Here is a 24,393-nt window from a genome sequence, read left to right on the forward strand (position 1 = left end):
GGATTTATCGATGAAAAAAATCATGTTTGCTTTCGTTCTATCATTACTTCTCGTATTCCCAACCTTTGCACATGCTGAAGAAACAGGTGCAGTACCAGCATCAGTAGAAGTAACAAGTGTCACAGCAGCCGATAGTGGAATAGTGAATTACGGTTATGGCAGTAAATATCGCGTGGGTTCTTATTATCCAGCTACGTTTAAAGGGACACTAAAAGATGCAAGCGGAAACCTCATGCCTAATCAGCCGATCAAGCTTTATTTTGAAGCAGCCATCAAATCATATGCTCAAACAGCGACAGGCACAACAGATGAGAATGGACAGTTTTCGCTGACGTTTCAAGTTCCTGCAGGTGCAGGCTACCAATCATACAATAATGCAGGCTGGTCAACACATTACTACGATATCGTTCCAGTGACGTTCACGTCAAACGACATCAAACTATCTTCAAATGTCACAAGTGTGTACCATTTGGCGTATACATCACGTTACTAATCTCATAGAAAAAAAGGATGTCATCAAGTGACATCCTTTTCTTTTTGTTAGCAAACCTGCTGGGCGGCAGCCGAAAGAGTCGATAAACAAACACTCATCAGCCGTTATTTCCAGATTCGATCGAGCGTTTACCTTTTAATCTTGAGCTTTGATCCTTGAACGTTCAGCTTTGAGCTTTAACCTGATGTTTATACACCAGGTTTTTCTCGTTTTTTCTGAATCCAAGCTGTCACGTAATAGGCAGCATAGCAGAGCGCAATGAAAGGAATGCCGCAGATGAGGGCAATCCGCTGATTTGGATCAAAGGCAATGCCAATGACAGATGCAAGACATAGGAGGAAGGCTGCAATCGGAACTACTGGATAGAGCGGTGTTCGAAAGGATAAATCATGAAGCTGTCCGCCTTCCTCTAAAAATCTTCTCCGGAACATAAACTGTGAGGCAGCAATCCCCATCCATACAACCACAACGGCCAGTCCAGAGATTGACACTAGGACAAGATATACCGTTTCTGGTGCGATCACGCTCGATAGCAAAGAAAGAATACCACCGATCATACTTAAAATGAGTGCATTCAAAGGAATGCCTTTTGACGTCAGCTTCGCCAGTTTTTTAGGAAGTGTCCGTTCCTCAGAAAGCGACCAAAGCATACGAGATGATGCGTATAATCCTGAGTTTGCGGCAGATAAGATCGCGGTCAGGATGACAAAATTCATGAAATCTGCGGCATAAGGAATCCCGATACGATCAAATACCACGACAAATGGGCTTTTGATCACCCCGGCTTCTTCTACTGGAATCAAGCCAGCCAACACAACGATCGTTCCAACGAAAAACAGGACGAGACGCAGGACGGTTGTGCGAATTGCTCTTGGAATGGTCTCGTCAGGATTGACGCTTTCACCCGCAGCAATCCCAATCAACTCTGTACCTGAAAAAGCAAAATTGACCGCAAGCATCGTCATTAAAATCGGTAAAAAGCCGTTTGGGAAAAGTCCGCCTTCCCCAGTGAAATTAGAAAAGAACGGAGCGGCCTCACCGCCCTTTAATGGGATCAAACCAAACATTGCAGCTCCGCCAAGAATAATAAAGAGAATAATAGCCATCACTTTAATACTGGAAAACCAAAACTCTGATTCTGCAAAAAACTTGACCGTAAATGCATTCAGTAAAAAGATGAGAAGAGCAAAAACGCCACTCCACATCCAAACCGAAGTGTCTGGAAACCAGCGCTGCATTAATAGTCCTGCCGCTGTAAATTCCGAACCGAGTGCCACTGTCCATGTCAGCCAGTATAGCCAAGCGACCGTATAGCCTGTACCAGGTCCAATATATTTTGTTGCATACGTATGAAAAGCCCCTGTGACCGGCATTGCGACAGACAGCTCGCCTAAACAAAGCATCACGAGGTAGACAATTAAAGCCCCGACAAGATAGGCAAGAATGGTCCCCGCAGGTCCGGCCTGATTGATGGTATACCCAGAGCTTAAAAAGAGCCCTGTTCCAATGACGCCGCCTAGAGAAAGCATGAACAGGTGCCGGCTCGTCATTTTTCGTTGATATTGTTGTGACTGATCTTTTGCTTGTTCCATGTCTTCCCGCCCTTTTGCTTAGAAGTATGTGTGATGATTCATGATGCTATGATGTGGTTCGTTTTAAGATGTCATTGATATCTTCTGGGGTCGTCCGGCAGCAGCCGCCGATGATATGCGCGCCGTCTTTGTACCATTGATGTGCATATTCCCCAAAAGTAAGATGTGACGTATCTCCGCTCCATACCTTTTCTTCAGGATCATATATTTCACCTGAGTTTGGATAAACCACAATCGGTTTGCTCGTTCCCTTTTTCATTTCTTGAATGAGAGAAGTAATAAATTGCGGCGGCGTACAGTTCACGCCGACAGCAGCGATTTGTTCATAAGGCTCAAGCGCCTGTACACAATCTCGTATGGAATCACCTTCACTAATGTGCAGGCCATCCTTTGCACTGAATGTAATCCAAGCAGATGTCCCGCTGAATTCATCTTGCAGCAGCTTTGCAATGGCAGTTGCTTCAATCAGACAAGGAATCGTTTCGCATGCAAGAATATCTGCACCCGCTTCTACTAATGCCTGAATTCTTGGTCTGTGAAAATCAATGAGAGCCTGCTCTGAGAGTCTGTAATTTCCTTTATATTCTGAACCATCAGACAAATAAGCGCCGAATGGCCCCACAGATCCAGCGACAAATGGTTTTGTCCGTCCTTCACGACGCGCTTCATCCTGCCAAAAAAGATCGCGTGCCTCTTTCGCTAGAGTGACAGAGCGTTTCATGAGTTCAATCGCTTCTTCTTTTGTATAGCCTTTTTCAGCAAAGCCTTCAATCGTTGTTTGGTAGCTGGCGGTTGTTGCGCAGTCAGCACCTGCTTGGAAGTAGTCCAAGTGTACTTGCTGAATCAATTGTGGCTGTTCAATAAGTATTTTGGCTGACCATAAACGATCGTTTAAGTTACAGCCCTTTCGTTCAAGCTCTGTTGCTAATGCACCGTCTAAAATCAAAGGTGCGTGAGCCTGTAAACGGCTTTGAATAGGATTCATTGGAATCAAACAGCCTCCTTTTTAGATCGGAAATGATGGATATGATATGAGGCAGTAGTTTAAATGACTAAAGTGTTTTTGTCAAGGAGAGGAAAAAGCATCGTAGGGCGGAAAAACCCAGAAAACATGCGGGTTTTGATGTATAAAAATGCAGTCAAAATAATAGAAAACCAAGTCATTGACAGCCTCTAAAAAGAGATATATATTATGGAAAGATTGATTTCAGAAAGCTTCGTCAAAAGGCGCCGTCTTTTGATTTTTATGTTGTCCAACGACTGTCTTCTTTCGTGCAGAAAGAGGGTTTTTTATATGCTTAAAAAAGGAGGAAAGAAGAAATTGAAAAAATGTGTAAAAGATATAGCGATGATTCTAGTTGGTTCTTTTTTATTTGCCGCAGCAGTGAACATGTTTGTCATTCCGCTTGAATTTGGTGAAGGCGGTGTCACGGGGCTGTCCATCATTTTTTATTATTTGTTTGAAATAGCACCGTGGCTGACGAACCTTGTGTTGAATGCGATCTTATTACTTGTGGGATATAAATACTTGGACAAAAAGACCACGATTTATACGGTGGTTGCCGTTGCAAGTAACTCCCTATTTTTACACCTGACCACAACATGGGTCGTGAATGTACATGAGTTGATCATTGGAGCGATTTTTGCAGGAATTATCATCGGAATTGGGATTGGTCTTGTGCTCAGAGCAGGTGGAACAACGGCGGGTTCTGCCATTCTCGGAAGAATTGCCAACAAGTATTTAGACTGGAACGTGAGCTATGCCATTTTGTTCTTTGATCTGATCGTTGTATTTGCTTCCTATTTTATTATTGGTGCGGAAAAATTAATGTTTACCATTGTGATGCTGTACGTGGCGACAAAGGTGATGGATTTCGTGATAGAAGGACTTAACACGAAAAAGGCAGTGACGATTATTTCTTCATGCAAAGATGATATTGCGGAAGAAATCAATCACACCTTAGATCGAGGCGTAACGATTTTAAACGGACGCGGTCATTATTCAAAGGAATCGAAGGAAATTCTTTACGCGGTCATTCAAAAGCAGGAGCTCATGCGCCTTAAGAAAATTATTAAGAAAATAGATCGAGACGCATTCGTTGTTGTCCATGACGTACGCGATGTGTTCGGAGAAGGATTTGTGAATATATAAAAATGAAAAGACCCTAAAAAGGGTCTTTTTTTATTCTCCATACCTCTTGTCACACAATACTATGTAATGTATAGTATAAATAGTTAGGAGTTGTAAACATGAATGCACAATTAAAAAAAGGATTACTGGAATTTTGTGTACTGGCGGTATTAAAGAAAGGCGATTCCTATGGTTATCAAATCATTAAAGATATGTCCCATTGTATTGAGATTTCAGAATCGACATTATATCCGATTTTAAAACGTTTAGAGCAAAACAATTATGTGGAGACCTATTCCCAGGAACATAACAGTCGATTAAGAAAATACTACCGTATGACAGAAAGCGGGCGGGAGCATATGGCGCAGTTTTTAGAGGAATGGGATCAGGTGATGGCGATTTACGACTTTATTTCTGGAGGACAGGGCAATGAATAAAAAAGAATTTTTGAGCAGCCTAAAGAAGCATCTGCATCTTCTAGGCGACAAAGATAGTGATCGGTTTATCGAATACTACGATGAAATGATTGAGGATTATCAGGAAGATGGCTACAGTGAAGAGGAAGCGGTTCAGCAAGTCGGACAGCCTGCTATGATCGCTGAAGGGATTATGAAGGAACAAGGTATAAAAACCGTTCAGGTGCCGACGTTTGGAGAAAAAGCCACAAGACTCTCCATTCTCATTTTAGGCTTTCCGTTATGGGGCAGTATTCTAGCAACAGTCTTCCTGCTGATTCTTTCTGTGTATATGGTGATTTGGTGCATTCCACTCGTGACAGGTGCATTGACGCTTACTGGTCTGCTCGGCGGTTTTTGGAGCATCATTGGTTCTCCATTTATTTTTCAGGACGGTTTGCATGTGGTGGTGACGCAGGTTGGCGTTGGTATTCTTCTATTAGGTGTCGGATTATTAAGCGGCATAGCCACGGCGTATTTGACAAAGCTATTTGTGCAAATGACTATTCAAACCACTAAGGCATTCATGGGAATGTTTAAAAAGAAGGTTGTGAGAGTATGAACTTGAATGATTTAAAAAAGCAATGCATCAAATGGGGGATCATCTTCACCGTTGCCGGAGGAATTGTCATGACAATTGGTTTTGGACTATCAGGCTTTGATTTAGATGCATATCACAACAATAACCAGAGCAACGTGTTCCGCACCATCAATTGGAGCAAGCCATAATAAATGAAAAAACCCGCTTATGCGGGTCTTTTTTTCGCTCGGGCCACAAAGAAGAAATAACAGCAAAGTGCGCCTAGATCACAAAGCATAATGATCAGACCCATTGGAAAGGCTGTTTGGCTTCCGGCTAGTCCGACAAGAGGTGTCATGCAGGCGCCTAGCAGCATTTGCGCCACACCGATCAGTGCAGCTGCACTTCCTGCATGCGCTCCGTGATGCTGCATCGCAAGAGACGGGGCAGAGGTGCCGACAATTCCAACGCTTGAGACAACAAAAAACAGCGGAATCAGTATACCGTACAATCCTGCATCAATTGAGATCATGAAAAATAAAGTGACTCCACCTAATGCAGCTGTCAGCAATCCAATGCGAAGGACTTTCTCTTCACCAATTTTCGCAGCAACTCGGGCAAATACTTGTCCAGCCGTGATGATCCCAAGACTATTTACCGCAAAGGCCGCACTAAATCCTTGTGGAGAAAGGTTGAAAATATCTTGAAGCACAAACGGTGAACCAGAAATATAGGCAAACATCGCTGCGAAGACTAGACCTTGTGATAGGGCATATCCAACAAAGAGACGATCGCTCGCTAGAATTTTCATCGCACCTAGGATCTGTTTGAAGCCCCCAGTCTGTCTGCGTTCCGCAGGTAAGCTTTCTTTCAATGAAAACATTGATCTTAGGAGCATTAGCGCTCCGAGGATTCCTAGAAGAACAAACACACCCTGCCACGTCGTGAACCGTAACATTTGTCCGCCCACGATAGGTGCCGCTGCCGGAGCAACCCCATTGACTAACATCAGCAATGCAAAGAATTTCGTCATTTCTGATCCTTCATAATGATCTCGTACGATGGCTCGTGCAATGACAATGCCTGCTGATCCAGCAAGTCCTTGAATCAATCTAAGAAGAATGAACGTCCAAATCGATGTGACCACTGTACAAAGAAGGGATGCCGCAATAAAGATGGTCAAGCCAATCATCAGCGGTTTTCTTCTGCCGATCGTATCGCTGATCGGGCCTGCAATCAGCTGGCCAAGCGCCAGTCCAATGAGACAAGCCATCAGACTTAATTGAGACAACGCCGTGCTTGCTTCAAAGTCACGGGCGATATTAGGTAAAGCAGGTAAATACATATCCATTGCCAGCGGAGCAAGGGCGGTTAAAGATCCGAGCAATGCGGCAAGGAGAAATCGATTTTTTTTCGATTCTTGGGGATAAGATAAAGAACTCATATGATGACAACACTCCTCGTATACTTCCTCAACACAGCATAATGAATCAAGCGTTCCTTTTCAATGAAAATTTTTCAAAGATGATTTCGTGCAAAATGATTGATCTTTCGAATGAGACTCTTTACATTGAATGAGTAGAGAAAAGAGTAAGGTGATCGCATGCAGTGATTGCATGATACGTATATCCACTAATAGAGAGCAGGAGGTGCTGACATGAAGCAGCAAGAGCTGATCATTCGTCAAGCAGTCAAAGAAGATCATGAGGCTATCACACGCGTGCTGATCAAATCCTATGCACAGTATGAACCTCAATTTACAGAGGAAGGCTGGCAAAATTATTCTGCCGCGCTTGCAGCAGCTGTAGATAATCCGAACATGGAGCTGATGCTTGTGGCGGAGCTTGGCGGCAAAGTCGTAGGGACGCTTCAAATGTTCCGCTCATCAGAGCAAGCGTATGATAAACCCGAAATGGGCATTACATCAGCCATCGTCCGGTTTTTAGGAGTAGATCCCGATGTGAGGGGAAAAGGCATTGCAGAGTCATTGCTGCGTAAAAGTATTGAACTGACGCAATCATGGGGCGAAAATGTCCTGTATCTTCATACATCTGATAAAATGCAGGCCGCCATTCGCTTATATGAACGAATGGGCTTTGAGCGTGCGCTTGATAAAGAATTTGTGAACCAAAATGGGACACATGTCAAGAGCTATCAATATGTGATCAAGAAAGAACAGCCGGCAGGTTCATCAAATCACGCGTAATAAAAGGAAGAGCAAGTCCTGCACGGGCAGCTCTTCCTTTTTTCAATTTACGCCCACAGTGCCAGCGCCCAATATGATACCCCCCAGGATATTAAACCGAACATGACAAAGAATTTTAACATGCGCTCATAAGGAGACAGCTTTCGTTCTTTCTTCGTTTTCACCAGCTGCCAATAAAGGACATAGCCGCAAATCATGAGGATGATTTGTCCAAGCTGTGTAAAGTTTTCAAGAATCGTGATTCCGTTCATTTCTTTCACCTCTTCATAGGGCTTCCATAAGTAAATGAGGCAATCCTTTATTTCTTCAGAAAAAATCGGTGTATACTGGAAAGAAACGAGATGTTTAGAGGGAGTTGTGACATGTTGTTTTCGCTGCATGCGGATCGTTGGGATGAAGTCATCGAGAGAAAAATCAAATACGATCAGAAAGTTGTGGAACATACCTGTCAGCTGTTAGATGCACAGGGACAGCAGGCTGTGCTGTTTCACAAGATTGAAGACCCATTTACGATGAGGGCAGGTGCTGGTTTTCTGACCATTCCAAAAGGGAGCTATACGACCGCCTATTATTGGAAGGATCGTCCTTATAACATATATTTCTGGAGAGATGATCAAGGAAAGGAACTAGGATCTTATTTGAATATGGTGGGAGATACACAGTTCAACGGGCAGCTGGTCATGTTTGAAGACCTCATTATTGATCTTCTCGTTCTTCCGAATGGTGATGTCTTTGTGCTGGATGAAGATGAATTGCCGGAGAGTTTAACGGATTTTGAGAACGGCGCAGTACGGCGGGCATTAGAAGGCGTGACGGCTTCGTTAGAAAGCATTCTCGATCAAGTGAGGGCAGATGCCGAAGGGAATTATCATCACAGCTTGTTTGAGCCAATGTTGAAATAGAAAAAAACGATTCCTCGCTGAAAGGAATCGTTTTTTCTGTTAAACCTTAATACGGTTTAATCGTTTTTGTAAATTGGTTTTTGTTTTGGAGGCTTTTAGCTGTTTGACAGCGCTTTGAGCCGCTGCTTTTGTTTTCTTTGTTCGTTTGGCTTCTGCTTTTTTGACCTTTTGTTTAGCATCTGTCACTTTCTTTTGATAAGCGACTTGTTTTTTGACTTTGTCAAGCCGGTTTTGCAGGCTTGTTTTTTCTTTGCCTTTGTTTAGTTTTTTGATGGCCGTTTGAGCACTTTTAATAGCGCTCTGTGTTTTGTTTTTTTCGGCTGCTTTGACCTTTGCACGTGCCGAGCGGATATCAATGGTTGCTTGGACTTTCTTCACCCGTTCTGTGAGTGCTGTTTTTTGCTTGCTTGCAGTGAGCCGGCCAATTCTCGTTTTGGCTTGATTGACCTCTGCCTGCTTTTTAGATGTTTCGGCTTTTTTGACAGCACTTGCCGCAGCCTTTAAAAAGGTGGATTGCGTCACATATTGCACGCGGCCATAGCCGAATTGCGGATCCTTCCCTTTTGCACCAAGATCCACTGTATAGCTGCGCAATAAAGTGCGAAGCTGTGCATTTGTTTTCTTCGGATGAAGCTGCTTTAACAGTGCCAGCATTCCTGTGACATGCGGTGCAGCTTGTGATGTCCCCGTTGCATACCAATATTCATTTTTCAAATAGGTACTGATGACGTTCTCGCCAGGGGCAGAAAATTCAATCCCTTTCCCTGTATTCGAGATAGACGCAAGTTTGTCTTTGTCAGTCGTTGCAGAAACGGCAATGACACTATTGTAAGCGGCAGGGTAGCTAATATGATTCTTTTTTCCATCATTTCCGCTTGCAGCAACCACGAGCAGTCCTTTTTTATAGGCTTCATCTACTGCTGAACGCAAGATGGGGATATTGTCTTCAAAGCCTAAACTTAAATTAATAATGTCCATCTTGTTGGTAATCGCCCAATCGATGCCTCGAAGCAGACTATACAGGTCGCCTTCTCCCTTTTTATCTAACACTTTCACAGCATACAGCTTCACACCAGAAGCAACGCCGACTGTTCCATAATCGTTATTAAGCGCACCAATCGTGCCGGCGACATGTGTGCCATGTCCTTCATCATCTTTATAAGAGGATGTGTAGTTCACGAATGATTTACCGCCGGATACCTTTAAATCCTCGTGTGAGAAAATGCCAGTATCTAAAACGGCTACTTTTACATTTTTACCAGTGACGCCTTCTTTTATTGCTTGCTTGATATTTAGTTTTTGCAGATTGTAAGATTTTTGTACCAATGCATCCTGATTAGTAGCAGCGGCTGTTTTCTTCACAGTAGAAGCCGCGAGTTTAACCTTTACGTTTTTTGAGACGTAAGCGATGTTTGGGTCTTTTTTGAGTGAGGTGACCGCTTGTTCATCTGCTGTCACAGCGACAGCGGGAAGATGTATGTACTGTGCGTTCACTTTCTCACTTTCCTCAATCGCTGTTTGTTTTCCTTTTTGATTTTTATAGACGATGATGACATCTGTTTCTTTTGGCGGTGCAGCTGCCTGCGAATGGAAGGGCAAAGCAGTTGTCAACGCAAGAAGAAACGCAATGACGATAAGTAATTTCCTTTTCAATGCGTGGCTCCTCTCATCCGATGATCTCGGTCTTTTTTTCTCTATTATATCGGAGAAAGCAGAGGGATGGGATAGTAGAATTGTCGTCTTGTTCAGAAAGTTATTTTTACAAGTAACCTGAAATTGAAATTCATAGAATTCTAGTAGACAATAGAGACATCATGATAAGAGAAAGAAGGACATGCTGATGAACGTAAAAGAGTATATGACGTATGATGCGGCTGGCTTGGCAGCACTTGTGCAGAATAAGCAGGTAAAGCCCGAGGAGCTTATGCAGGCTGCATTTGATAGATTGAATGAGGTCAATCCAGAACTAAACGCTGTGATACGGACGAGACAAGAACAAGTTTTAAAAGACATCAAGGAGTTACATGAGTATCAGCCATTTGCTGGTGTTCCGTTTGTGCTGAAAAATATATCGCAAGGGATTAAAAATGAATCGCTGACAGCAGGAGCTTTGCTGTTAAAGGATGTAAAAGCAAATTCGGATTCGCACTTTGTTGATCGGTTGAAGCAGGCTGGTTTTCTCATGATCGGACATACAAATACACCGGAATTCGGTTTAAGAAATGTGACGGAGCCTGCTTTACATGGTCCAACGAGAAATCCTTGGAATACGGACTATTCTCCGGGCGGCTCAAGCGGCGGGACAGCAGCAGCTGTTGCAAGCGGCATTGTACCTGCTGGCGGAGCAAGTGATGGCGGTGGTTCCATCCGGATCCCAGCATCCTTTACCGGTTTGTTCGGCCTTAAGCCTACGCGGGGAAGAACGCCGGTAGGCCCAGGCGCAGGAAGGCAGTGGCAAGGGGCTTCCATCGACTTTACACTCACAAAAACAGTACGGGACAGTGCAGCCCTTCTTGATCTACTTCAAGTCATTCAACCTGAAGCTGCTTTCCAAACTCCGTTATACGATGGCAGTTACCAAGAGGATCTGGCGAAACGTACATCTTCTATGCGAATTGCTTACAGCGTAGAATCTCCAGTTGGCACGAAGGTCAGTGAGGAGGCGAAGCGGGCGGTTCAGCAAACAGTGAAATGGTTGAGTGAGCAGGGTCATCAAGTAGAAGAAGCCAAGCCAGAAATTGATGGGGTTCATCTCATGCAGCAATATTACGTGATGAACAGCGGAGAAATGTCTGCGTTATTCACTTCCTTGGCTCGTTCGTTAGGGCGTCCAGTAAAGCCGGAGGAAACGGACATCGTGGCATGGGTGCTGGCGGAGGCTGGCAAGAATGTGACCGCTGCTGCTTATACAGAAAGTCTTGATGCGTGGGATCGGGCTGCTGCACAAATGGCATCATTTCATCAAACCTACGATCTCTATGTGACACCAGCTACTGCCTATTCAGCTCCAAAGGTAGGTGAGCTTATGCATTCAGATCAGGAAACAGCCGCACTTTTACGTGTGTCATCCCTTTCAATGCAAGCACAGCAGGATCTTATTTATGACATGTTCCTCAAGAGCTTGACCTACACCCCATTTACACAGCTTGCCAACTTAACAGGTCAGCCATCAATGAGTGTTCCTGTTCATCTGACTAGCGCGGGCATGCCTTTAGGGGTACAGGTGACAGCACCTAAAGGAAAAGAGGACTGGCTGCTCAGGCTTGCGGCGGAAATGGAGACATCCTCGATTTGGAAAGGAACTAGTCAATTAAATCGATAACGCATGATAAGCGACTTTGGTCTATGGAGGGAAAAGAGTGTCACACGTGAGTACGAAGGACAAAATCATTCAAACGGCAGCACTTCTTTTACGTAAACAGGGATACCATGCGACAGGATTGAATCAAATTATCAGAGAGAGCGGCACACCTAAAGGCTCTCTTTATTATTACTTTCCAAATGGAAAAGAAGAGCTGGCTATTGCATCTGTTGAACACATTAGTCAAAAGGTCATTAATCAAATTGAAGAAGGCTTTGCCTATTCGGATGACCCATATATCGCCATCGATCGTTTTATGACAAAGATCATTCGAGGATTTATGGAGAAAGAAAGTGAAAGAGGGATTCCAATTGTCTTGCTGGCGGCAGAGTCCAAGCCTGAAAACGCGCAGCTTCATGCTGCATGCAAACAAGAAATGATCCGCTGGCAGGAGCTTGTAAAAGAAAAGCTAATGAACAGCGGGTATGAAGAAAACAAAGCGGATGAGCTGGCTTCTCTCCTTCACTCAATGGTCATCGGGGGTTTATCGATGACCACTGCACTCAAACAAACGACCCCTTTAGAACACGTAAAAAGTTACCTTAGACATTTATTTATGCGAGATGAGTAAAATCTCTCGCATATTGTCTATCTATTATATCAATTGGTCTATATAATATAGATAGTCAATTTGTCACGAGGAGTGATGGGATGTCGGAGCAACCGCAATCGATGAAGCAATCCGAAGGTACCTCTTTTTATACCGTGTCTGGTTCCGGAAAGCTGTATGGGCTGGAGAATCAGCTTGTTCATATGCTGGCAGAAGCAAATCAAACGAATCAGCTGTTTGAGCTTGCCTTAATCACAGGGGGGAAAGGAGCTTATTTCCCGCTGCACTGTCATGAGCACTTATTTGAAACTATTTTTGTGCTGGAAGGAAAGCTTGAAGTGATGCTGGACGGTAAAAAATACATGGCCACAGCCTTTGATTATATTCATATCCCGCCCAAAACGATTCATGGCTACAGAATGCATAGTCATAAAACAAGATTTATTTCATATACGCTGGGCGGAAAAATGACAGATGTCTATCAGCAAATTGGAAAGAGGCTTTTTCAGAATGAATGGTCTATGACACATCATGCTTTTGATGCAGCCAGTTTTCAGCAGGCTGAAAAAGAAAGCGATATCATCCTGATGCATGGAATCAGAGAACTGTCTAATACAACGAGGCCCTCCGTTTTATTTCATAGTCAGCTTCCTCACGAGGTACAGCCTTATGTATTAGAGGCTGGTGAAGGGAAGCAATACATCATTGATGGCCAAATTCATGAGCTGATTGCAACAGTAGAAACAACAGGAGGCGGATTCAGTCATTTTGTGGTTGAAGGAGCGAAGGAGAAATATTTCCCGCCGCATTATCATCAAGTTCATACAGAAGCAATCTATTGTGTTGAAGGGAAGATGAACCTTCATTTGAACGGAGAGGATATTTGCTTGATGCCGGGTGACTTTGCCTATATCCCGCCGGATACGATTCACTCTTATGAATTTGTGTCTCATTCAAATAAAATGTTGGTTTTGCTGCTTCCAGGAGAAATTGAGCAGGTGTATGAACAGTTTGAAGAATCTCCAAGCCCAAGTATATGTCCTTATTTTATTCAAGAAGGGAACTTCATGTTCGATCGGGAGACTTCAACTCAATATGATTTGTTTTTTGTCGAAAAAGATTAACTGTGTAACGCGTTACACAACATCATGAGTCTGTCGAAACAATCGACAGGCTTTTTTTGTTTTTTGCCTCCTCCACATAAATTGCTCATTTGATGAATGAACCATTCATTCAAGGTGAAGCTATGTAAAGATGATTTGAGCTAAAGGAGGAAGTGCATGTGAGAGCTGTTACTTATCAAGGGAAAAATAGCATTGCAGTGAAGAAAGTAGATGCACCGTCGATTCAAGATCGGGAAGATGTGATCATACGTATTACATCAACAGCAATTTGTGGATCAGATTTACATTTGTATCAGGGGAATTTCCCGCTTCCAATCGGCTATGTAATTGGGCATGAACCAATGGGGGTTGTGGAGGAAGTTGGCCCGGATGTCACAGCCGTAAAAAAGGGAGACCGTGTCGTCATTCCATTTACTGTTGCATGTGGTAAATGCCAATATTGCGATCATCACTTAGAAAGCCAATGTGACAACTCAAACCCGCACTACGATTCGGGTGGGCTTTTTGGCTATAGTGAGAAATATGGGAATTATCCCGGAGGACAGGCAGAGTATTTACGCGTACCTTTTGGCAACTACACCCCGTTTAAGATTCCAGAGGATTGTGAGCTGGAGGATGAACAATTGCTCTTCTTATCAGATGTCCTGCCAACCGCCTATTGGAGCGTAGAGCACGCAGGTGTGAAAAAAGGCGATACGGTCATCGTGCTAGGCTGTGGTCCTGTTGGGTTAATGGCGCAGCAATTTGCTTGGCAAAAAGGGGCAGAACGTGTGATTGCCGTCGATTACATTGATTACCGCCTGCGGCATGCAAAACGAATGAGCGGCGTGGAGGTCTTTGATTTTACAGAAGATCCCGACATGGGAGAAACGTTAAAGGAGCTCACCAAGGGCGGAGCCGATGTTGTGATTGATTGTGTGGGAATGGACGGAAAGAAGTCGCCGCTTGAAAAAATTGAGCAAAAACTCAAGCTGCAAGGCGGAACGATCGGACCCATTCAAATTGCCACAAAAGCCGTTCGCAAATGTGGAACAGTGCAGATGACGGGTGTGTACGGCGGCCTGTACAACATGTTTCCATTAGGCGCTTTTTTCGCAAGAAACGTCACCCTGAAAATGGGCCAAGCCCCGGCGAGAGGATACATGTCAAAGCTCTATCAAAAAGTGACAAGCGGTGAAATTGATCCTAGAGCGATTATTACTCACAAATTGCCATTAGATGAAGCTGCTCATGCGTACCACATCTTCAATGACAAACAGGATGATTGTATAAAGGTCGTTTTAAAGCCATAAAAAAAGAAGGCTTAGGAGTATTCCTAAGCCTCAGCGTGTAGACAAACCCTCGCATTCGGTGTCAGGTCTGCGTGCCGGTGCTCACGAATGTTCAATTCGCTCCGCTCCGGTACTCGCCCTTCCTAGGGCTGCAAAGGTTTTCTATCACGCTGAAAAAAGAAGACAAAGAGCTTTTAGCCCTTTGTCAAAAATCTAAAAGCTTAGGAGTATTCCTAAGCCTTTAATGTGTGCTCGTCCATCATTTTTTCGATTAATTCAAAAAATGTTTTTTTATCTTCCTCTGAAAGGTGGTTGAACAATTGATTCACAAGCAGCTGGCGATTGTCGATCATTTGTTTAGCAATTTGTTCACCCGATTCAGAGAGTTCAATCCACACAGTACGGCGGTCATTATTATTTCGAGAGCGGATGATCAGCCCTTCGTCTTCTAAGTGATTGAGAGCGGTTGTTGTTGCAGAGGGAGATAATGAAACTTCCTGCAGAATATTTTTCACAGTACATGATTGATGGCGGTAGATGATACGTAAAATAAACCCTTTAACATTCGTGACGTTTTTCGGAATATTTTCTTCATCTATTTGTTTCGTCGCTTTTAAATACTTTGTCAGTGCATGGTCTAACAAACTTGCCTCTAGCTCGAAATGTTGCATTCTCCATACCTCTTTTCCTATTGCATTCGCATTTCCGATCAATTACTAGGTCTATCTTATCATAATAATCAACATGATTTAAACCAAAATGGAAGACGGCTATAAAATTACCTATATTATCAATTAATATAAAGAACAATTCCAAAATGAAATGATTTTACTTTCAGCTGTTTTTATTTTAGAATGTGAATGAGATAAAATCTGCCAACCCAATTCGCTGGAAATTGGCTATTGGAAATCAAACGTTTGGAGATGAAGATATTGAATACTTTACAGGCATTACTCAACGACAGAATGGAACGCTCTTCACAAATTGAGGCGGTAACTGGCGGAGGGGTGTCTTATACATTTGAAGAATATGCAAAACGCATCGACCAGCTTGCTCATTACTTACATCAAAAAGGAATTCGAAAAGGTGACCGCGTTTGCTTTATTTGTCAAAACCATCATCACTTTTCAACGATTATGCTGGCAGCCATTAAAGCAGGTGCAGTCGCAGTTCCGCTTAGCTGGCAGCTTACTTCTTTTGAGCTGGAAGGTATTTTGAAAAAAGCAGAGCCAAAGGCTTTATTTTTTGACCGAGAATTCCGTGACATGATTGCTGCGGTGAATGTGTCTTTAGACAACTGTCTCATGGTGGAATCTGGTGTAAATGCGAAAACAACGCAGCTGTTTGAAGACATATTGGCTTCAAATGCTGGCAGTGATCTTGCGGAAGAGGTAACAGAAGAGGATCTAGCGATGATCTTATTTACCTCTGGGACAACGGGGAATCCAAAAGGCTGTATGGTCGGACATGGACGAATCTATCAATTTTTAACAAGACGCGGGAATCGAGGATTTGACTTGAAAGGGAAACGGTACTTGGCGAGTCACCCTCTCTATCATATGAGTTCAATTAATCATCTGATCGCCGCTGCCATTGAGGGGTATACGCTAGTTTTCTTACATGATGCAACACCGAAGCGCATTTTAGAAACGATCGAAAAAGAAAGAATAACGTTCATGATGGCTTTCCCATCAGCTTATACGTACATGCTGGAAGAAATGAAACGCGGTTCGTATGACCTTTCATCCTTTGAAATTGCGATTTCTGGCGGTACGAAGGTGCCGGTCCGTTTGATTAAGGACTACAAAGAAGCAGGCATTCAGATGATGCATGGCTACGGAAGCACGGAAGCATGGGTTGTCAGTGCGTGGCATCCTGCGATGGGCGAGGATAAAATGGGCTCTGCTGGTAAAGTGGATCCAGATGTAGAAGTGAAAATCGTTCATCCTGAGACTGATGAAACACTGCCAGCTGGAGAAATTGGCGAAGTCGTCATGAGAAGCCCATTTTATTTCTTAGGCTATTATCATCAGCCTGATGCTACTGCGAAGGTGCTCAAAGATGGCTGGTTCCATATGGGAGATGCAGGCTATCTAGATAAAGACGGGTTTCTATTTATCACAGGCAGATACAAAGATGTGATTTTATACGGTGGAGATAATATCTATCCTGATCAAGTAGAAGAAGTCATTGAACAAATTCCAGGTGTGATTGAATCAGCTGTCATCGGGGTGCCGGATGAATTATATGGTGAAGTGCCAAGTGCATATATCGTAAAAGACGAATCCGCCGATTTCTGCGAAGAAGATGTGGTGAACTATTGTCAGGAACGTTTGGCAGATTACAAAGTGCCATCCATTCATTTCATCAGTGAGCTGCCAAAAAACAAGCTTGGTAAAATCATGAAGAAAGATTTACGTGAATTGGTTGTGAATGCTTAGTACCTATTCTGCTATAATGAAATTTGAATGATTTTTTGTTTTTCTAACGTTTTGGAGGGAAAGGGTTTGCGACATATTCTTCGTAAGAAACACATTCACGATTTGTTGGAACAGAGCAGACAGCAAAAGGTAAAGAAAACGCTGGGCGGGCTCGATCTCACGCTTCTTGGTATAGGGGCAGTGATTGGTACAGGGGTTATGGTGTTAACTGGAATTACAGCGGCTAAGGATGCAGGACCAGCTGTCATTTTCTCCTTTGCGATTGCAGCCATTGTGTGCAGTTTGGCAGCACTTTGTTATGCAGAAATGGCTTCAGCGCTTCCTGTATTCGGCAGTGCATACATTTATTCATATACGACCATGGGCGAGCTTGTAGGCCATTTAATGGGATGGACCTTATTATCCGTCTATATGCTGACTGCTTCAGCTGTTGCCAGCGGCTGGTCGAGTTATTTCAACAGCCTGCTCGAGGGATTTGGAATTTCGATTCCGCATCAATTTTTAGCGGGGCCGGAGCAAGGCGGATATATGAATCTGCCGGCGATTATCATTGCTTTACTGATTGCGTGGATCTTATCTAGAGGAACGAAGGAAAGTAAAAAATTTAATAATATCATGGTGTTTGTGAAACTCGGGATTATTGTTCTTTTCATTGTAGTAGGCGGCTTTTATGTACAGCCATCCAATTGGCAGCCGTTTATGCCGTTTGGCGCAGAAGGTGTCATTGCCGGTGCTGCTGCTGTGTTTTTTGCCTTTTTAGGGTTTGATGCAATTTCTGCTTCAGCAGAAGAGGTGAAAAATCCGCAGCGGAACCTGCCAATTGGGATCATAGGGTCATTACTTATTTGTACGATCATTTACATTGTCGTTTGTTTGGTCATGACAGGCATGGTGCACTATACACAGCTGAATGTCACAGAGGCTATGTCATATGTTCTGCAAAGTGTACATCAAAATAGTGTGGCTGGTATTATTTCGGTTGGTGCGGTCATTGGATTGATGGCTGTGATTTTCGCCAATAATTATGCGGCAACTCGAATTGCCTATGCGATGGGCCGAGACGGACTTTTGCCTAAAGTGTTTTCAAAAACAAACAAAAGTGATACGCCTGTTGCTAGCATATGGATGATTGGCGGAATGACAGCTGTTATTTCAGGCTTTATTGATTTGAAGGATCTGTCCAACTTAGCGAATATCGGTGCGTTATTAACGTTTGCCATGGTCAGTTTATCTGTGCTTATTTTGAGAAAGACACATCAGCAGCTTGAGAGGGGCTTCAGGGTTCCTTTTGTGCCGGTTTTGCCGATTATATCAATGGGCTGCTGCTTGTTCCTTATGCTCAACTTACCAGGCCGGACATGGCTTTACTTTGGGGTTTGGCTGTTAATCGGTGTCGTCATGTATGCAGCGTATTCAAACAAACACAGTGAATTAGCGAAATCTTCATGAGAAAAAGGTGCAAATCCGTTGACGATTTGTGCCTTTTTTCATACGATTTGGGATAAGCTATAAAAGAGATAATGGACGGAACAAGAGGAGGATGAGGGATATGATTAGTGTTAGTCCTTATATTGTTGTAGAAGATGTGAAAGAATCTCTTCAATATTATCAAGGGATTTTTGGTGGGGATATTCAGATCTTAAATGAACACCAGGACCGTGTCCTGCATGCTGAATTGCATCTTGGGGAATCACTGCTTCATTTTTCAGATGCATTTGGACGCACGCCAAAGCCAGAGAATCTCAGATTGATCATGCAGTTCGACAATGAAGAAGAACTAAAGGCTGTCTATGAAGCGCTGGAAGCTGATGGAGATGTACTGGTCGAATTACAGGATACCTTCTTTGGCGCACTTCACGGACAAGTACAGGACCGGAAAAATGGGTTGATCTGGGTTCTGAATTATATGAAATAGACGAAGACCTTCACGAGTGTGAAGTTTCAGCGTGTAGACAAACCCTCGCATTCGGTGTCAGGTCTGCGCTCCGATGCTCACGAATGTCCAATTCGCTCCGGTACTTGCCCTTCCTAGACTGCAAAGGTTTTCTATCACGCTGAAAAGAAGACAAAGGGCTAAATTCAAGATCATTTTAGCCCTTTGTCAACAATCTGTACCTTCACCAGTGTGAAGGTTTTTTTGTGAGTGTTTTTATTTTCTGAAAAATGGAAAATATGCTATGTTGGAAGAATAAAAGGACAGGAGAAGGGTGGCAAAGGAATGGAACAAATTGAGTTTCAATCAATCCAAACAAATGGTGTAACACTTCATACAGCAATGGCTGGACCGGAAAATGGCCCGCTGCTTGTGCTGCTCCACGGGTTTCCTGAGTTTTGGTACGGCTGGAAAAATCAAATCATCCCCTTGGCTGAGGCAGGCTATCGGGTTGTTGTTCCTGATCAAAGAGGCTACCATCTAAGTGACAAGCCAGAAGGAGTCGAATCCTACGTATTAGATAAACTGAGAGATGATATTGTGGGTTTGATCAAGACGCTGAGCCGGAACCAAAAGGCGATTGTCGGCGGACATGACTGGGGCGGAGCTGTTGCTTGGCATTTGGCTTCAACCCGTTCTCAATATGTCGAGAAATTAATCATTGTCAATATGCCGCATCCGCGGGTGATGATGAAGGTTCTTCCTTTTTATCCGCCGCAGTGGAAGAAAAGCTCCTATATCGCTTTTTTTCAGCTTCCGAATGCTCCAGAGGCAGCACTTCAAGAAAATCATTTTCAAAAGCTGGATGAAGCCATTGGGCTGACGGCAAGACCGCATTTGTTCACGAAGGAAGATGTCTCAAGCTACAAGCTCGCTTGGACGCAGCCAGGCGCCTTGACCTCAATGCTGAATTGGTATCGAGCCATCAAAAAAGGCGGCTTTGAAAAGCCAATTTCCAAACGAATTCTCGTTCCTGTTCGCATGATCTGGGGGATGGAGGACAAATTTTTAAGCAGAAAGCTGGCGAAGGAAACGATAAAGATCTGTCCAAATGGCCAGCTGATCTTTGTCGATGATGCCTCTCATTGGATCAATCATGAGAAACCAGAGGTTGTCAACAAACTCATACTTGAATTTTTGACATAAAGAAAAAAGCTCTGATCAGTTGACCAGAGCTTTTTTGATTTATCCGATTTGATTCTTTTTCAATGCAGCAGGTTCGTCGTCCCAGCATTCAATTTTCTCATTGTTTGGAACGGCATTTTTATAGAAAACAGGATCTTTGCCTTCTTTTTTCTGTCTCGTGTAGTCCTTCAGTGCTGCGAAGGCGACCTTAGACAGCATGGTAATGGCGATGAGGTTGACGATGACCATGAGTCCCATGAAGAGATCGGCTAGACCCCAAACGAGAGGAACAGTGGCAACCGCACCGAACAGAACCATTCCAATAACGGCAATTCGATAGATGTTAAGCCAAATTTTGTTCGCTCCAAGGAATTCAATGTTCGTTTCCCCATAGTAATAGTTACCGATCAATGTACTAAACGCGAATAGGAAAATCATGATGGCAAGGAAGCCAGAGGCCCATGGTCCAATATGCTGACTAAGAGAAGCCTGTGTTAATTCAATTCCTTGCAGGTTTGTTGTTTTATACGCATCAGAAAACAGAACAAGGAAGGCAGTGCTTGTACAAATAATTAACGTATCTGTTAACACGCCGAATGCTTGGATTAATCCTTGTTTAACAGGGTGGCTTGTGACAGCCGTTGCTGCTGCGTTAGGTGCACTACCCATACCAGCTTCATTTGAGAAGAGACCGCGTTTAATCCCTTGTAATAAAGCACCGCCTAGCGTACCCCCAGCGAACTGTTCAAACCCGAAGGCGTGTTTCACAATCGTGCTGATGACACCAGGAAGTTCCGTGATATTTGTGACAATAACAAAGAACGCAATTCCAATGTAAGCTACTGCAAGCACAACGACAATGTATTCAGAAGCCTTTGCGATCGCTTGGATGCCTTTGAAAATGATCGCTGCAAAAATGACAGCCATCACAATACCGACGGTTAAACGGTCTAAACCGAAGGAGTTTTTAAAAGCGACAGTGATCGTATTTGATTGAACCGCATTAAAGACGATTCCAAAAGAAATCGTAATCAGGATCGCAAATAAAATCCCCATCCAGCGCTTGTTTAACCCTTTTTCCATGTAATAAGCAGGTCCACCGCGGAAACCTGTTTTGTCTTTTACTTTATATACTTGAGCTAGTGTACTTTCAACGAAACTTGAAGCAGAACCGATAATGGCTACGATCCACATCCAAAAGATGGCACCAGGGCCGCCAATGGCAATAGCGATAGCAATCCCTGTGATATTCCCTGTCCCTACACGTGCTGCCATACTGATGGCAAATGCTTGGAACGGTGATATTCCCTCTTTTTCTTTTCTTCCTTCCTTCAGGACACGCAGCATTTCTTTGATCATTCTTACTTGCAGGAAGCGTGTTCTATATGTGAAGTACACCCCAACACCAAGTAACAGAGCAATCACAATATAAGTCCAAATAAAATCATTTGTATGTGTTAAATAAGATAGCAAAGCTTTTTCGTTCATAACATCACCTCTTCGAATTCATCACTGTTCTTTTTAAAAAATACTGAGATCCCACTCTTTGGCGAGCTTTTTCAGCATCATGACACCGGTAATACTATTTCCGCAATCGTCAATGGCGGGACCGTAAATGCCAATTCCACAGCCTGTCTGAAACGGGAACTCTCTTCTTGCGCTTGGCGGAACGCAAGCCATAATGCCTCCAGACACGCCACTTTTGGCTGGAACGCCTACGAAAGCAGCAAAATTCCCAGACGCATTATACATGCCGCATGTCAGCATCAATGCCTTTGTTAGTCTGGCGATATCCTTTGGGATGACTTGGACTTGTTTAAAGGGATGGTAGCCATCACTTGATATAATCAGTCCAATCAAGGCGATGTCCTCTGTTGTGACCTCGATGGAACATTGCTTTAAATACACTTCTAACGTGTCCTCGACATCCGATTCTAAATAATTGGTTTCTTTTAAATAATAAGCAAGTGCCCGATTTCGGTGTGCAGTTGCCCATTCTGATTGATAAACCTCTTCATTAACAGAAGGACGCTTACCTATTAAGTTTTCGATTAAATCGAAAATATATGCTAGCTTTTCTGTAGAAGTCTTTCCGGGAAGGATGGAGGATACGGTAATAGCTCCAGCATTAATCATTGGATTAAAGGGCTTCCCTGGTTTGTGCATCTCAAGACGGTAGATGGAATTAAATGCATCACCAGTTGGCTCTACATCTACCCGATCCAAGACGTAAGGTACGCCTCTTCCTAAACAGGCAGCTATAAAGCTGATGACTTTTGAGATACTTTGTAGGGTAAAGGGAACGTCCCAATCACCATATCGTACAGATGATCCATCTGGGCCTATCACGCTGATACCAAGTTGAGAGGAATTCACTTTTCCAAGTGCTGGAATGTAGCCAGCATTCTGCCCGTTTGTGTAATACGGACGTATTTCTTCTGCCCATTGATCAACAGAAGACTGGCATGCGTGTTGTGTATTTTTAGAAATTGCTGTTTTCATACGATTCCTCCAATCAAAAATCAAAAAGTACCCTATTGAATTGACGGATGACAAAAAATGCGATCAAATAGGCACGAAAACATGTTACACATCTTCAAAGAACTTGTCATGCGCTGCTTGCACCACTCCTTTACACCTAAATATATGTACAAATGAAGGCATTGTCGGCGGAAAAACAAAAAGGGTTTTTAGTGAAAATTCAGAAAACGCTTACATATAGTTTCACTAAAATTGTTCATTCAATTTATCTTGGAAACTACACAATCTGACGTAAATCTACAGAAAAACTTACAAATAAAAATCAGTCTGTCGATTATTGTCGTCAATGCTCAAAACACTGAATAGCTGAAAGGTCACCTTGCTGCCCCGGAGAATAGTCATAAAAAAGGGTTTTGAGGATAAAAGGAGAAGTGAAAATTATTTTTTTGTACATTGTGGAGAAAAGAGACTCCTTGTATACTGTGGCTATGCAAACAGGGGAAGGGATGTCAGTCATTTGAGTTTAAATCAGCTTGTCAAAAAGGACGCATTCATTTTAATTTTTATGATGGTCATTGTGCCGCTTGCAGGAGAGCTGAAGTTTTATCCTGTGAATGAGACGTTTCGCATCAGCTTTGGCGCACCTGCGTTTTTCTTTTGCTTATTACTCTTAAGAAAATCTAGACCGCTATTGCCGGGATTTTTAACAGGCGCAGCTATTGTGCTTTTTCGGGTAGGCTTAGATTTGATTCAGCAGAATGCTGATCTAGCTTCTTCATTTTATCAGCAATTCCCAAGCTTCTTTTTCTATTTCACTTATGCTTTCCTGTTTTTTGCCGTCCGTACGGGACGCTTTAAACAGCGCTCTATTTTCATTGGGATCATCGGTTTGATGATCGAATTAGTTGCTGATTTTGTCGAGCTGTTTGTACAATTTTTAGTGTTTGATACAACGATGACCTTATCAAAGCTGAGCGATATGTTCCTCATTGCGTTTGCTCACAGCTTTGTGGTGATCAGTTTTTTTAATATGATGAAGCTGTATGAGGCGCAATCAAGAGAAAAGCAGATCATGAAACAAAATGAGCATATGATGATGGTCATTTCGAATTTATACGAAGAAACGGTGCATTTAAAGAAAACGTTAAAACATACAGAGCATATTACACAGGAATCATACCGGCTTTACCGTCTGCTGCATGAACACGAAGCAGGGAAAAAATTGAGTCAGGAGCTGTTAAAGCTTGCAGGAGAAATTCATGAAGTGAAAAAGGATAATCAGCGTATTTATGCTGGGCTTTCAAAGCTGATTTCGAAGGAAAATATGCAAGACTATATGAAGGCGGAAGAGCTCGTTCAAATTGTGATCCGCATTCAAGAGAAGTATGCTCTATCTCTTGGGAAAAACATCTCCTTTACATCTGATATTAAGGGCATTCATCTGCATGATTATCATGTGTTTATTTTCTTATCGCTGATTAATAATTTAATGGCCAATGCAGTCGAAGCAATAAAAGATACCGGGATGATCTCACTCGAATTGAAAGGAAGTCATGATAAAATAGAGATTCGGATTGAAGATGATGGACCAGGGATTCCTAAAAAAATGAGAGAGATTGTGTTTGATCCAGGGTATACCTCCAAATTTGATGCATTTGGAACACCGTCTACTGGGATTGGCTTATCCTATGTGAGAGAGCTGGTACAAGAGCTTGGCGGTCATATTCAAATCGAACCAAAAGAAACAAAAGGTACAGCATTTCTGCTTGTCCTTCCTATACAAAATTTAATACAGAGAGGGTGAGTGT

General features: G+C 43.1%; 24 protein-coding genes. 16 read left to right on the plus strand and 8 right to left on the minus strand.

Annotated elements, in window-relative coordinates:
- Window positions 1–10 precede the first annotated feature (10 nt).
- Window positions 11–493, plus strand: a complete 483-nt coding sequence (locus NSQ34_RS01395) for an Ig-like domain-containing protein (RefSeq protein ID WP_024424397.1) — start codon at window positions 11–13, stop codon at window positions 491–493.
- A 188-nt stretch (window positions 494–681) separates the two neighbouring features.
- Here the strand turns inward: NSQ34_RS01395 and mmuP are convergent, their stop codons facing one another.
- Window positions 682–2,085, minus strand: coding sequence for an S-methylmethionine permease (gene mmuP, locus NSQ34_RS01400; protein WP_176967361.1), 1,404 nt, complete (start codon window positions 2,083–2,085; stop codon window positions 682–684).
- A 46-nt stretch (window positions 2,086–2,131) separates the two neighbouring features.
- On the minus strand, window positions 2,132–3,070 hold the full coding sequence (mmuM, locus tag NSQ34_RS01405; protein ID WP_342501018.1) for a homocysteine S-methyltransferase: 939 nt from the start codon (window positions 3,068–3,070) through the stop codon (window positions 2,132–2,134).
- 336 nt (window positions 3,071–3,406) lie between these two features.
- On the opposite strand from mmuM, the gene NSQ34_RS01410 reads away from it, so the two are divergent.
- The 4 genes from NSQ34_RS01410 (at window position 3,407) to NSQ34_RS01425 (ending at window position 5,400) form a co-directional block, all read left to right on the plus strand.
- Entirely contained in the window at window positions 3,407–4,237 is an 831-nt protein-coding gene (locus NSQ34_RS01410; protein ID WP_024424393.1) for a YitT family protein, read from the plus strand.
- Window positions 4,238–4,335: 98 nt separating this feature from the next.
- Window positions 4,336–4,653, plus strand: coding sequence for a PadR family transcriptional regulator (locus NSQ34_RS01415; RefSeq protein WP_024424392.1), 318 nt, complete (start codon window positions 4,336–4,338; stop codon window positions 4,651–4,653).
- A complete protein-coding gene (locus NSQ34_RS01420; RefSeq protein ID WP_061110436.1) occupies window positions 4,646–5,233 on the plus strand; it encodes a DUF1700 domain-containing protein in 588 nt (195 codons plus the stop codon). Before NSQ34_RS01415 ends, NSQ34_RS01420 begins: the two co-directional genes overlap by 8 nt.
- The gene (locus tag NSQ34_RS01425) at window positions 5,230–5,400 is read left to right on the plus strand and encodes a hypothetical protein (RefSeq protein WP_167753092.1); all 171 of its coding nucleotides are present in this window, start codon (window positions 5,230–5,232) and stop codon (window positions 5,398–5,400) included. Before NSQ34_RS01420 ends, NSQ34_RS01425 begins: the two co-directional genes overlap by 4 nt.
- Before the next feature lie 17 nt (window positions 5,401–5,417).
- Here the strand turns inward: NSQ34_RS01425 and NSQ34_RS01430 are convergent, their stop codons facing one another.
- Complete coding sequence (locus NSQ34_RS01430) at window positions 5,418–6,635, minus strand: multidrug effflux MFS transporter (RefSeq protein ID WP_041116512.1); 1,218 nt, start codon at window positions 6,633–6,635, stop codon at window positions 5,418–5,420.
- Between the two features lie 213 nt (window positions 6,636–6,848).
- On the opposite strand from NSQ34_RS01430, the gene NSQ34_RS01435 reads away from it, so the two are divergent.
- Window positions 6,849–7,397 (plus strand): GNAT family N-acetyltransferase, encoded by a 549-nt coding sequence (locus NSQ34_RS01435; protein ID WP_034283161.1) that lies wholly within the window; start codon window positions 6,849–6,851, stop codon window positions 7,395–7,397.
- A gap of 47 nt (window positions 7,398–7,444) precedes the next feature.
- On the opposite strand, the gene NSQ34_RS01440 is transcribed toward NSQ34_RS01435, so the two are convergent.
- Window positions 7,445–7,648 carry a hypothetical protein gene (locus tag NSQ34_RS01440; protein ID WP_217008864.1) on the minus strand — a complete coding sequence of 68 codons (204 nt, stop codon included), beginning with the start codon at window positions 7,646–7,648 and terminating at the stop codon, window positions 7,445–7,447.
- Between the two features lie 111 nt (window positions 7,649–7,759).
- Between NSQ34_RS01440 and NSQ34_RS01445 the strand changes: the two genes are divergently transcribed.
- Window positions 7,760–8,299 carry a DUF402 domain-containing protein gene (locus NSQ34_RS01445; RefSeq protein ID WP_217008865.1) on the plus strand — a complete coding sequence of 180 codons (540 nt, stop codon included), beginning with the start codon at window positions 7,760–7,762 and terminating at the stop codon, window positions 8,297–8,299.
- A gap of 39 nt (window positions 8,300–8,338) precedes the next feature.
- Here the strand turns inward: NSQ34_RS01445 and NSQ34_RS01450 are convergent, their stop codons facing one another.
- Entirely contained in the window at window positions 8,339–9,952 is a 1,614-nt protein-coding gene (locus NSQ34_RS01450) for a S8 family serine peptidase (protein WP_254001546.1), read from the minus strand.
- 187 nt (window positions 9,953–10,139) lie between these two features.
- On the opposite strand from NSQ34_RS01450, the gene NSQ34_RS01455 reads away from it, so the two are divergent.
- From NSQ34_RS01455 to NSQ34_RS01470, 4 genes are all read left to right on the plus strand, one after another.
- The gene (locus tag NSQ34_RS01455) at window positions 10,140–11,621 is read left to right on the plus strand and encodes an amidase (RefSeq protein ID WP_070326736.1); all 1,482 of its coding nucleotides are present in this window, start codon (window positions 10,140–10,142) and stop codon (window positions 11,619–11,621) included.
- A gap of 37 nt (window positions 11,622–11,658) precedes the next feature.
- Window positions 11,659–12,231 carry a TetR/AcrR family transcriptional regulator gene (locus tag NSQ34_RS01460; RefSeq protein ID WP_240491084.1) on the plus strand — a complete coding sequence of 191 codons (573 nt, stop codon included), beginning with the start codon at window positions 11,659–11,661 and terminating at the stop codon, window positions 12,229–12,231.
- Window positions 12,232–12,311: 80 nt separating this feature from the next.
- Window positions 12,312–13,334, plus strand: a complete 1,023-nt coding sequence (locus NSQ34_RS01465) for a quercetin 2,3-dioxygenase (RefSeq protein WP_034283168.1) — start codon at window positions 12,312–12,314, stop codon at window positions 13,332–13,334.
- A gap of 158 nt (window positions 13,335–13,492) precedes the next feature.
- The gene (locus tag NSQ34_RS01470; protein ID WP_098677766.1) at window positions 13,493–14,626 is read left to right on the plus strand and encodes a zinc-dependent alcohol dehydrogenase; all 1,134 of its coding nucleotides are present in this window, start codon (window positions 13,493–13,495) and stop codon (window positions 14,624–14,626) included.
- A gap of 212 nt (window positions 14,627–14,838) precedes the next feature.
- Here NSQ34_RS01470 and NSQ34_RS01475 read toward each other — a convergent pair whose 3' ends face one another.
- Window positions 14,839–15,276 (minus strand): MarR family transcriptional regulator, encoded by a 438-nt coding sequence (locus NSQ34_RS01475; RefSeq protein WP_012008812.1) that lies wholly within the window; start codon window positions 15,274–15,276, stop codon window positions 14,839–14,841.
- A gap of 261 nt (window positions 15,277–15,537) precedes the next feature.
- On the opposite strand from NSQ34_RS01475, the gene NSQ34_RS01480 reads away from it, so the two are divergent.
- From NSQ34_RS01480 to NSQ34_RS01495, 4 genes are all read left to right on the plus strand, one after another.
- Window positions 15,538–17,046: an AMP-binding protein gene (locus NSQ34_RS01480; protein ID WP_342501019.1), complete on the plus strand. Its 1,509-nt coding sequence runs from the start codon at window positions 15,538–15,540 to the stop codon at window positions 17,044–17,046.
- A gap of 66 nt (window positions 17,047–17,112) precedes the next feature.
- Window positions 17,113–18,495 (plus strand): amino acid permease, encoded by a 1,383-nt coding sequence (locus tag NSQ34_RS01485; protein WP_034283178.1) that lies wholly within the window; start codon window positions 17,113–17,115, stop codon window positions 18,493–18,495.
- A 100-nt stretch (window positions 18,496–18,595) separates the two neighbouring features.
- Entirely contained in the window at window positions 18,596–18,961 is a 366-nt protein-coding gene (locus NSQ34_RS01490; RefSeq protein ID WP_252050039.1) for a VOC family protein, read from the plus strand.
- 303 nt (window positions 18,962–19,264) lie between these two features.
- Window positions 19,265–20,125: an alpha/beta hydrolase gene (locus NSQ34_RS01495; protein ID WP_267542866.1), complete on the plus strand. Its 861-nt coding sequence runs from the start codon at window positions 19,265–19,267 to the stop codon at window positions 20,123–20,125.
- A gap of 39 nt (window positions 20,126–20,164) precedes the next feature.
- On the opposite strand, the gene NSQ34_RS01500 is transcribed toward NSQ34_RS01495, so the two are convergent.
- Both NSQ34_RS01500 and NSQ34_RS01505 read right to left on the minus strand, forming a co-directional pair.
- Window positions 20,165–21,592, minus strand: coding sequence for an alanine/glycine:cation symporter family protein (locus NSQ34_RS01500; RefSeq protein ID WP_024427211.1), 1,428 nt, complete (start codon window positions 21,590–21,592; stop codon window positions 20,165–20,167).
- Between the two features lie 33 nt (window positions 21,593–21,625).
- On the minus strand, window positions 21,626–22,606 hold the full coding sequence (locus NSQ34_RS01505) for a glutaminase (protein WP_024427212.1): 981 nt from the start codon (window positions 22,604–22,606) through the stop codon (window positions 21,626–21,628).
- Between the two features lie 496 nt (window positions 22,607–23,102).
- Between NSQ34_RS01505 and NSQ34_RS01510 the strand changes: the two genes are divergently transcribed.
- Window positions 23,103–24,389: a sensor histidine kinase gene (locus tag NSQ34_RS01510; protein ID WP_034283184.1), complete on the plus strand. Its 1,287-nt coding sequence runs from the start codon at window positions 23,103–23,105 to the stop codon at window positions 24,387–24,389.
- Window positions 24,390–24,393 lie beyond the last annotated feature (4 nt).

This window comes from Bacillus sp. FSL P2-0069 (assembly GCF_038593315.1).
Taxonomy (GTDB): Bacteria; Bacillota; Bacilli; order Bacillales; family Bacillaceae; genus Bacillus; species Bacillus safensis.

Excerpts from the sequence above, each read along its gene's own strand:
- NSQ34_RS01395 (WP_024424397.1), top strand. The coding sequence starts at position 11 with ATGAAAAAAATCATGTTTGCTTTCGTTCTATCATTACTTCTCGTATTC.
- mmuP (WP_176967361.1), bottom strand. The coding sequence starts at position 2,085 with ATGGAACAAGCAAAAGATCAGTCACAACAATATCAACGAAAAATGACG.
- mmuM (WP_342501018.1), bottom strand. The coding sequence starts at position 3,070 with ATGAATCCTATTCAAAGCCGTTTACAGGCTCACGCACCTTTGATTTTA.
- NSQ34_RS01415 (WP_024424392.1), top strand. The coding sequence starts at position 4,336 with ATGAATGCACAATTAAAAAAAGGATTACTGGAATTTTGTGTACTGGCG.
- NSQ34_RS01420 (WP_061110436.1), top strand. The coding sequence starts at position 4,646 with ATGAATAAAAAAGAATTTTTGAGCAGCCTAAAGAAGCATCTGCATCTT.
- NSQ34_RS01425 (WP_167753092.1), top strand. The coding sequence starts at position 5,230 with ATGAACTTGAATGATTTAAAAAAGCAATGCATCAAATGGGGGATCATC.
- NSQ34_RS01430 (WP_041116512.1), bottom strand. The coding sequence starts at position 6,635 with ATGAGTTCTTTATCTTATCCCCAAGAATCGAAAAAAAATCGATTTCTC.
- NSQ34_RS01435 (WP_034283161.1), top strand. The coding sequence starts at position 6,849 with ATGAAGCAGCAAGAGCTGATCATTCGTCAAGCAGTCAAAGAAGATCAT.
- NSQ34_RS01440 (WP_217008864.1), bottom strand. The coding sequence starts at position 7,648 with ATGAACGGAATCACGATTCTTGAAAACTTTACACAGCTTGGACAAATC.
- NSQ34_RS01445 (WP_217008865.1), top strand. The coding sequence starts at position 7,760 with ATGTTGTTTTCGCTGCATGCGGATCGTTGGGATGAAGTCATCGAGAGA.
- NSQ34_RS01455 (WP_070326736.1), top strand. The coding sequence starts at position 10,140 with ATGAACGTAAAAGAGTATATGACGTATGATGCGGCTGGCTTGGCAGCA.
- NSQ34_RS01465 (WP_034283168.1), top strand. The coding sequence starts at position 12,312 with ATGTCGGAGCAACCGCAATCGATGAAGCAATCCGAAGGTACCTCTTTT.
- NSQ34_RS01475 (WP_012008812.1), bottom strand. The coding sequence starts at position 15,276 with ATGCAACATTTCGAGCTAGAGGCAAGTTTGTTAGACCATGCACTGACA.
- NSQ34_RS01490 (WP_252050039.1), top strand. The coding sequence starts at position 18,596 with ATGATTAGTGTTAGTCCTTATATTGTTGTAGAAGATGTGAAAGAATCT.
- NSQ34_RS01495 (WP_267542866.1), top strand. The coding sequence starts at position 19,265 with ATGGAACAAATTGAGTTTCAATCAATCCAAACAAATGGTGTAACACTT.
- NSQ34_RS01500 (WP_024427211.1), bottom strand. The coding sequence starts at position 21,592 with ATGAACGAAAAAGCTTTGCTATCTTATTTAACACATACAAATGATTTT.
- NSQ34_RS01505 (WP_024427212.1), bottom strand. The coding sequence starts at position 22,606 with ATGAAAACAGCAATTTCTAAAAATACACAACACGCATGCCAGTCTTCT.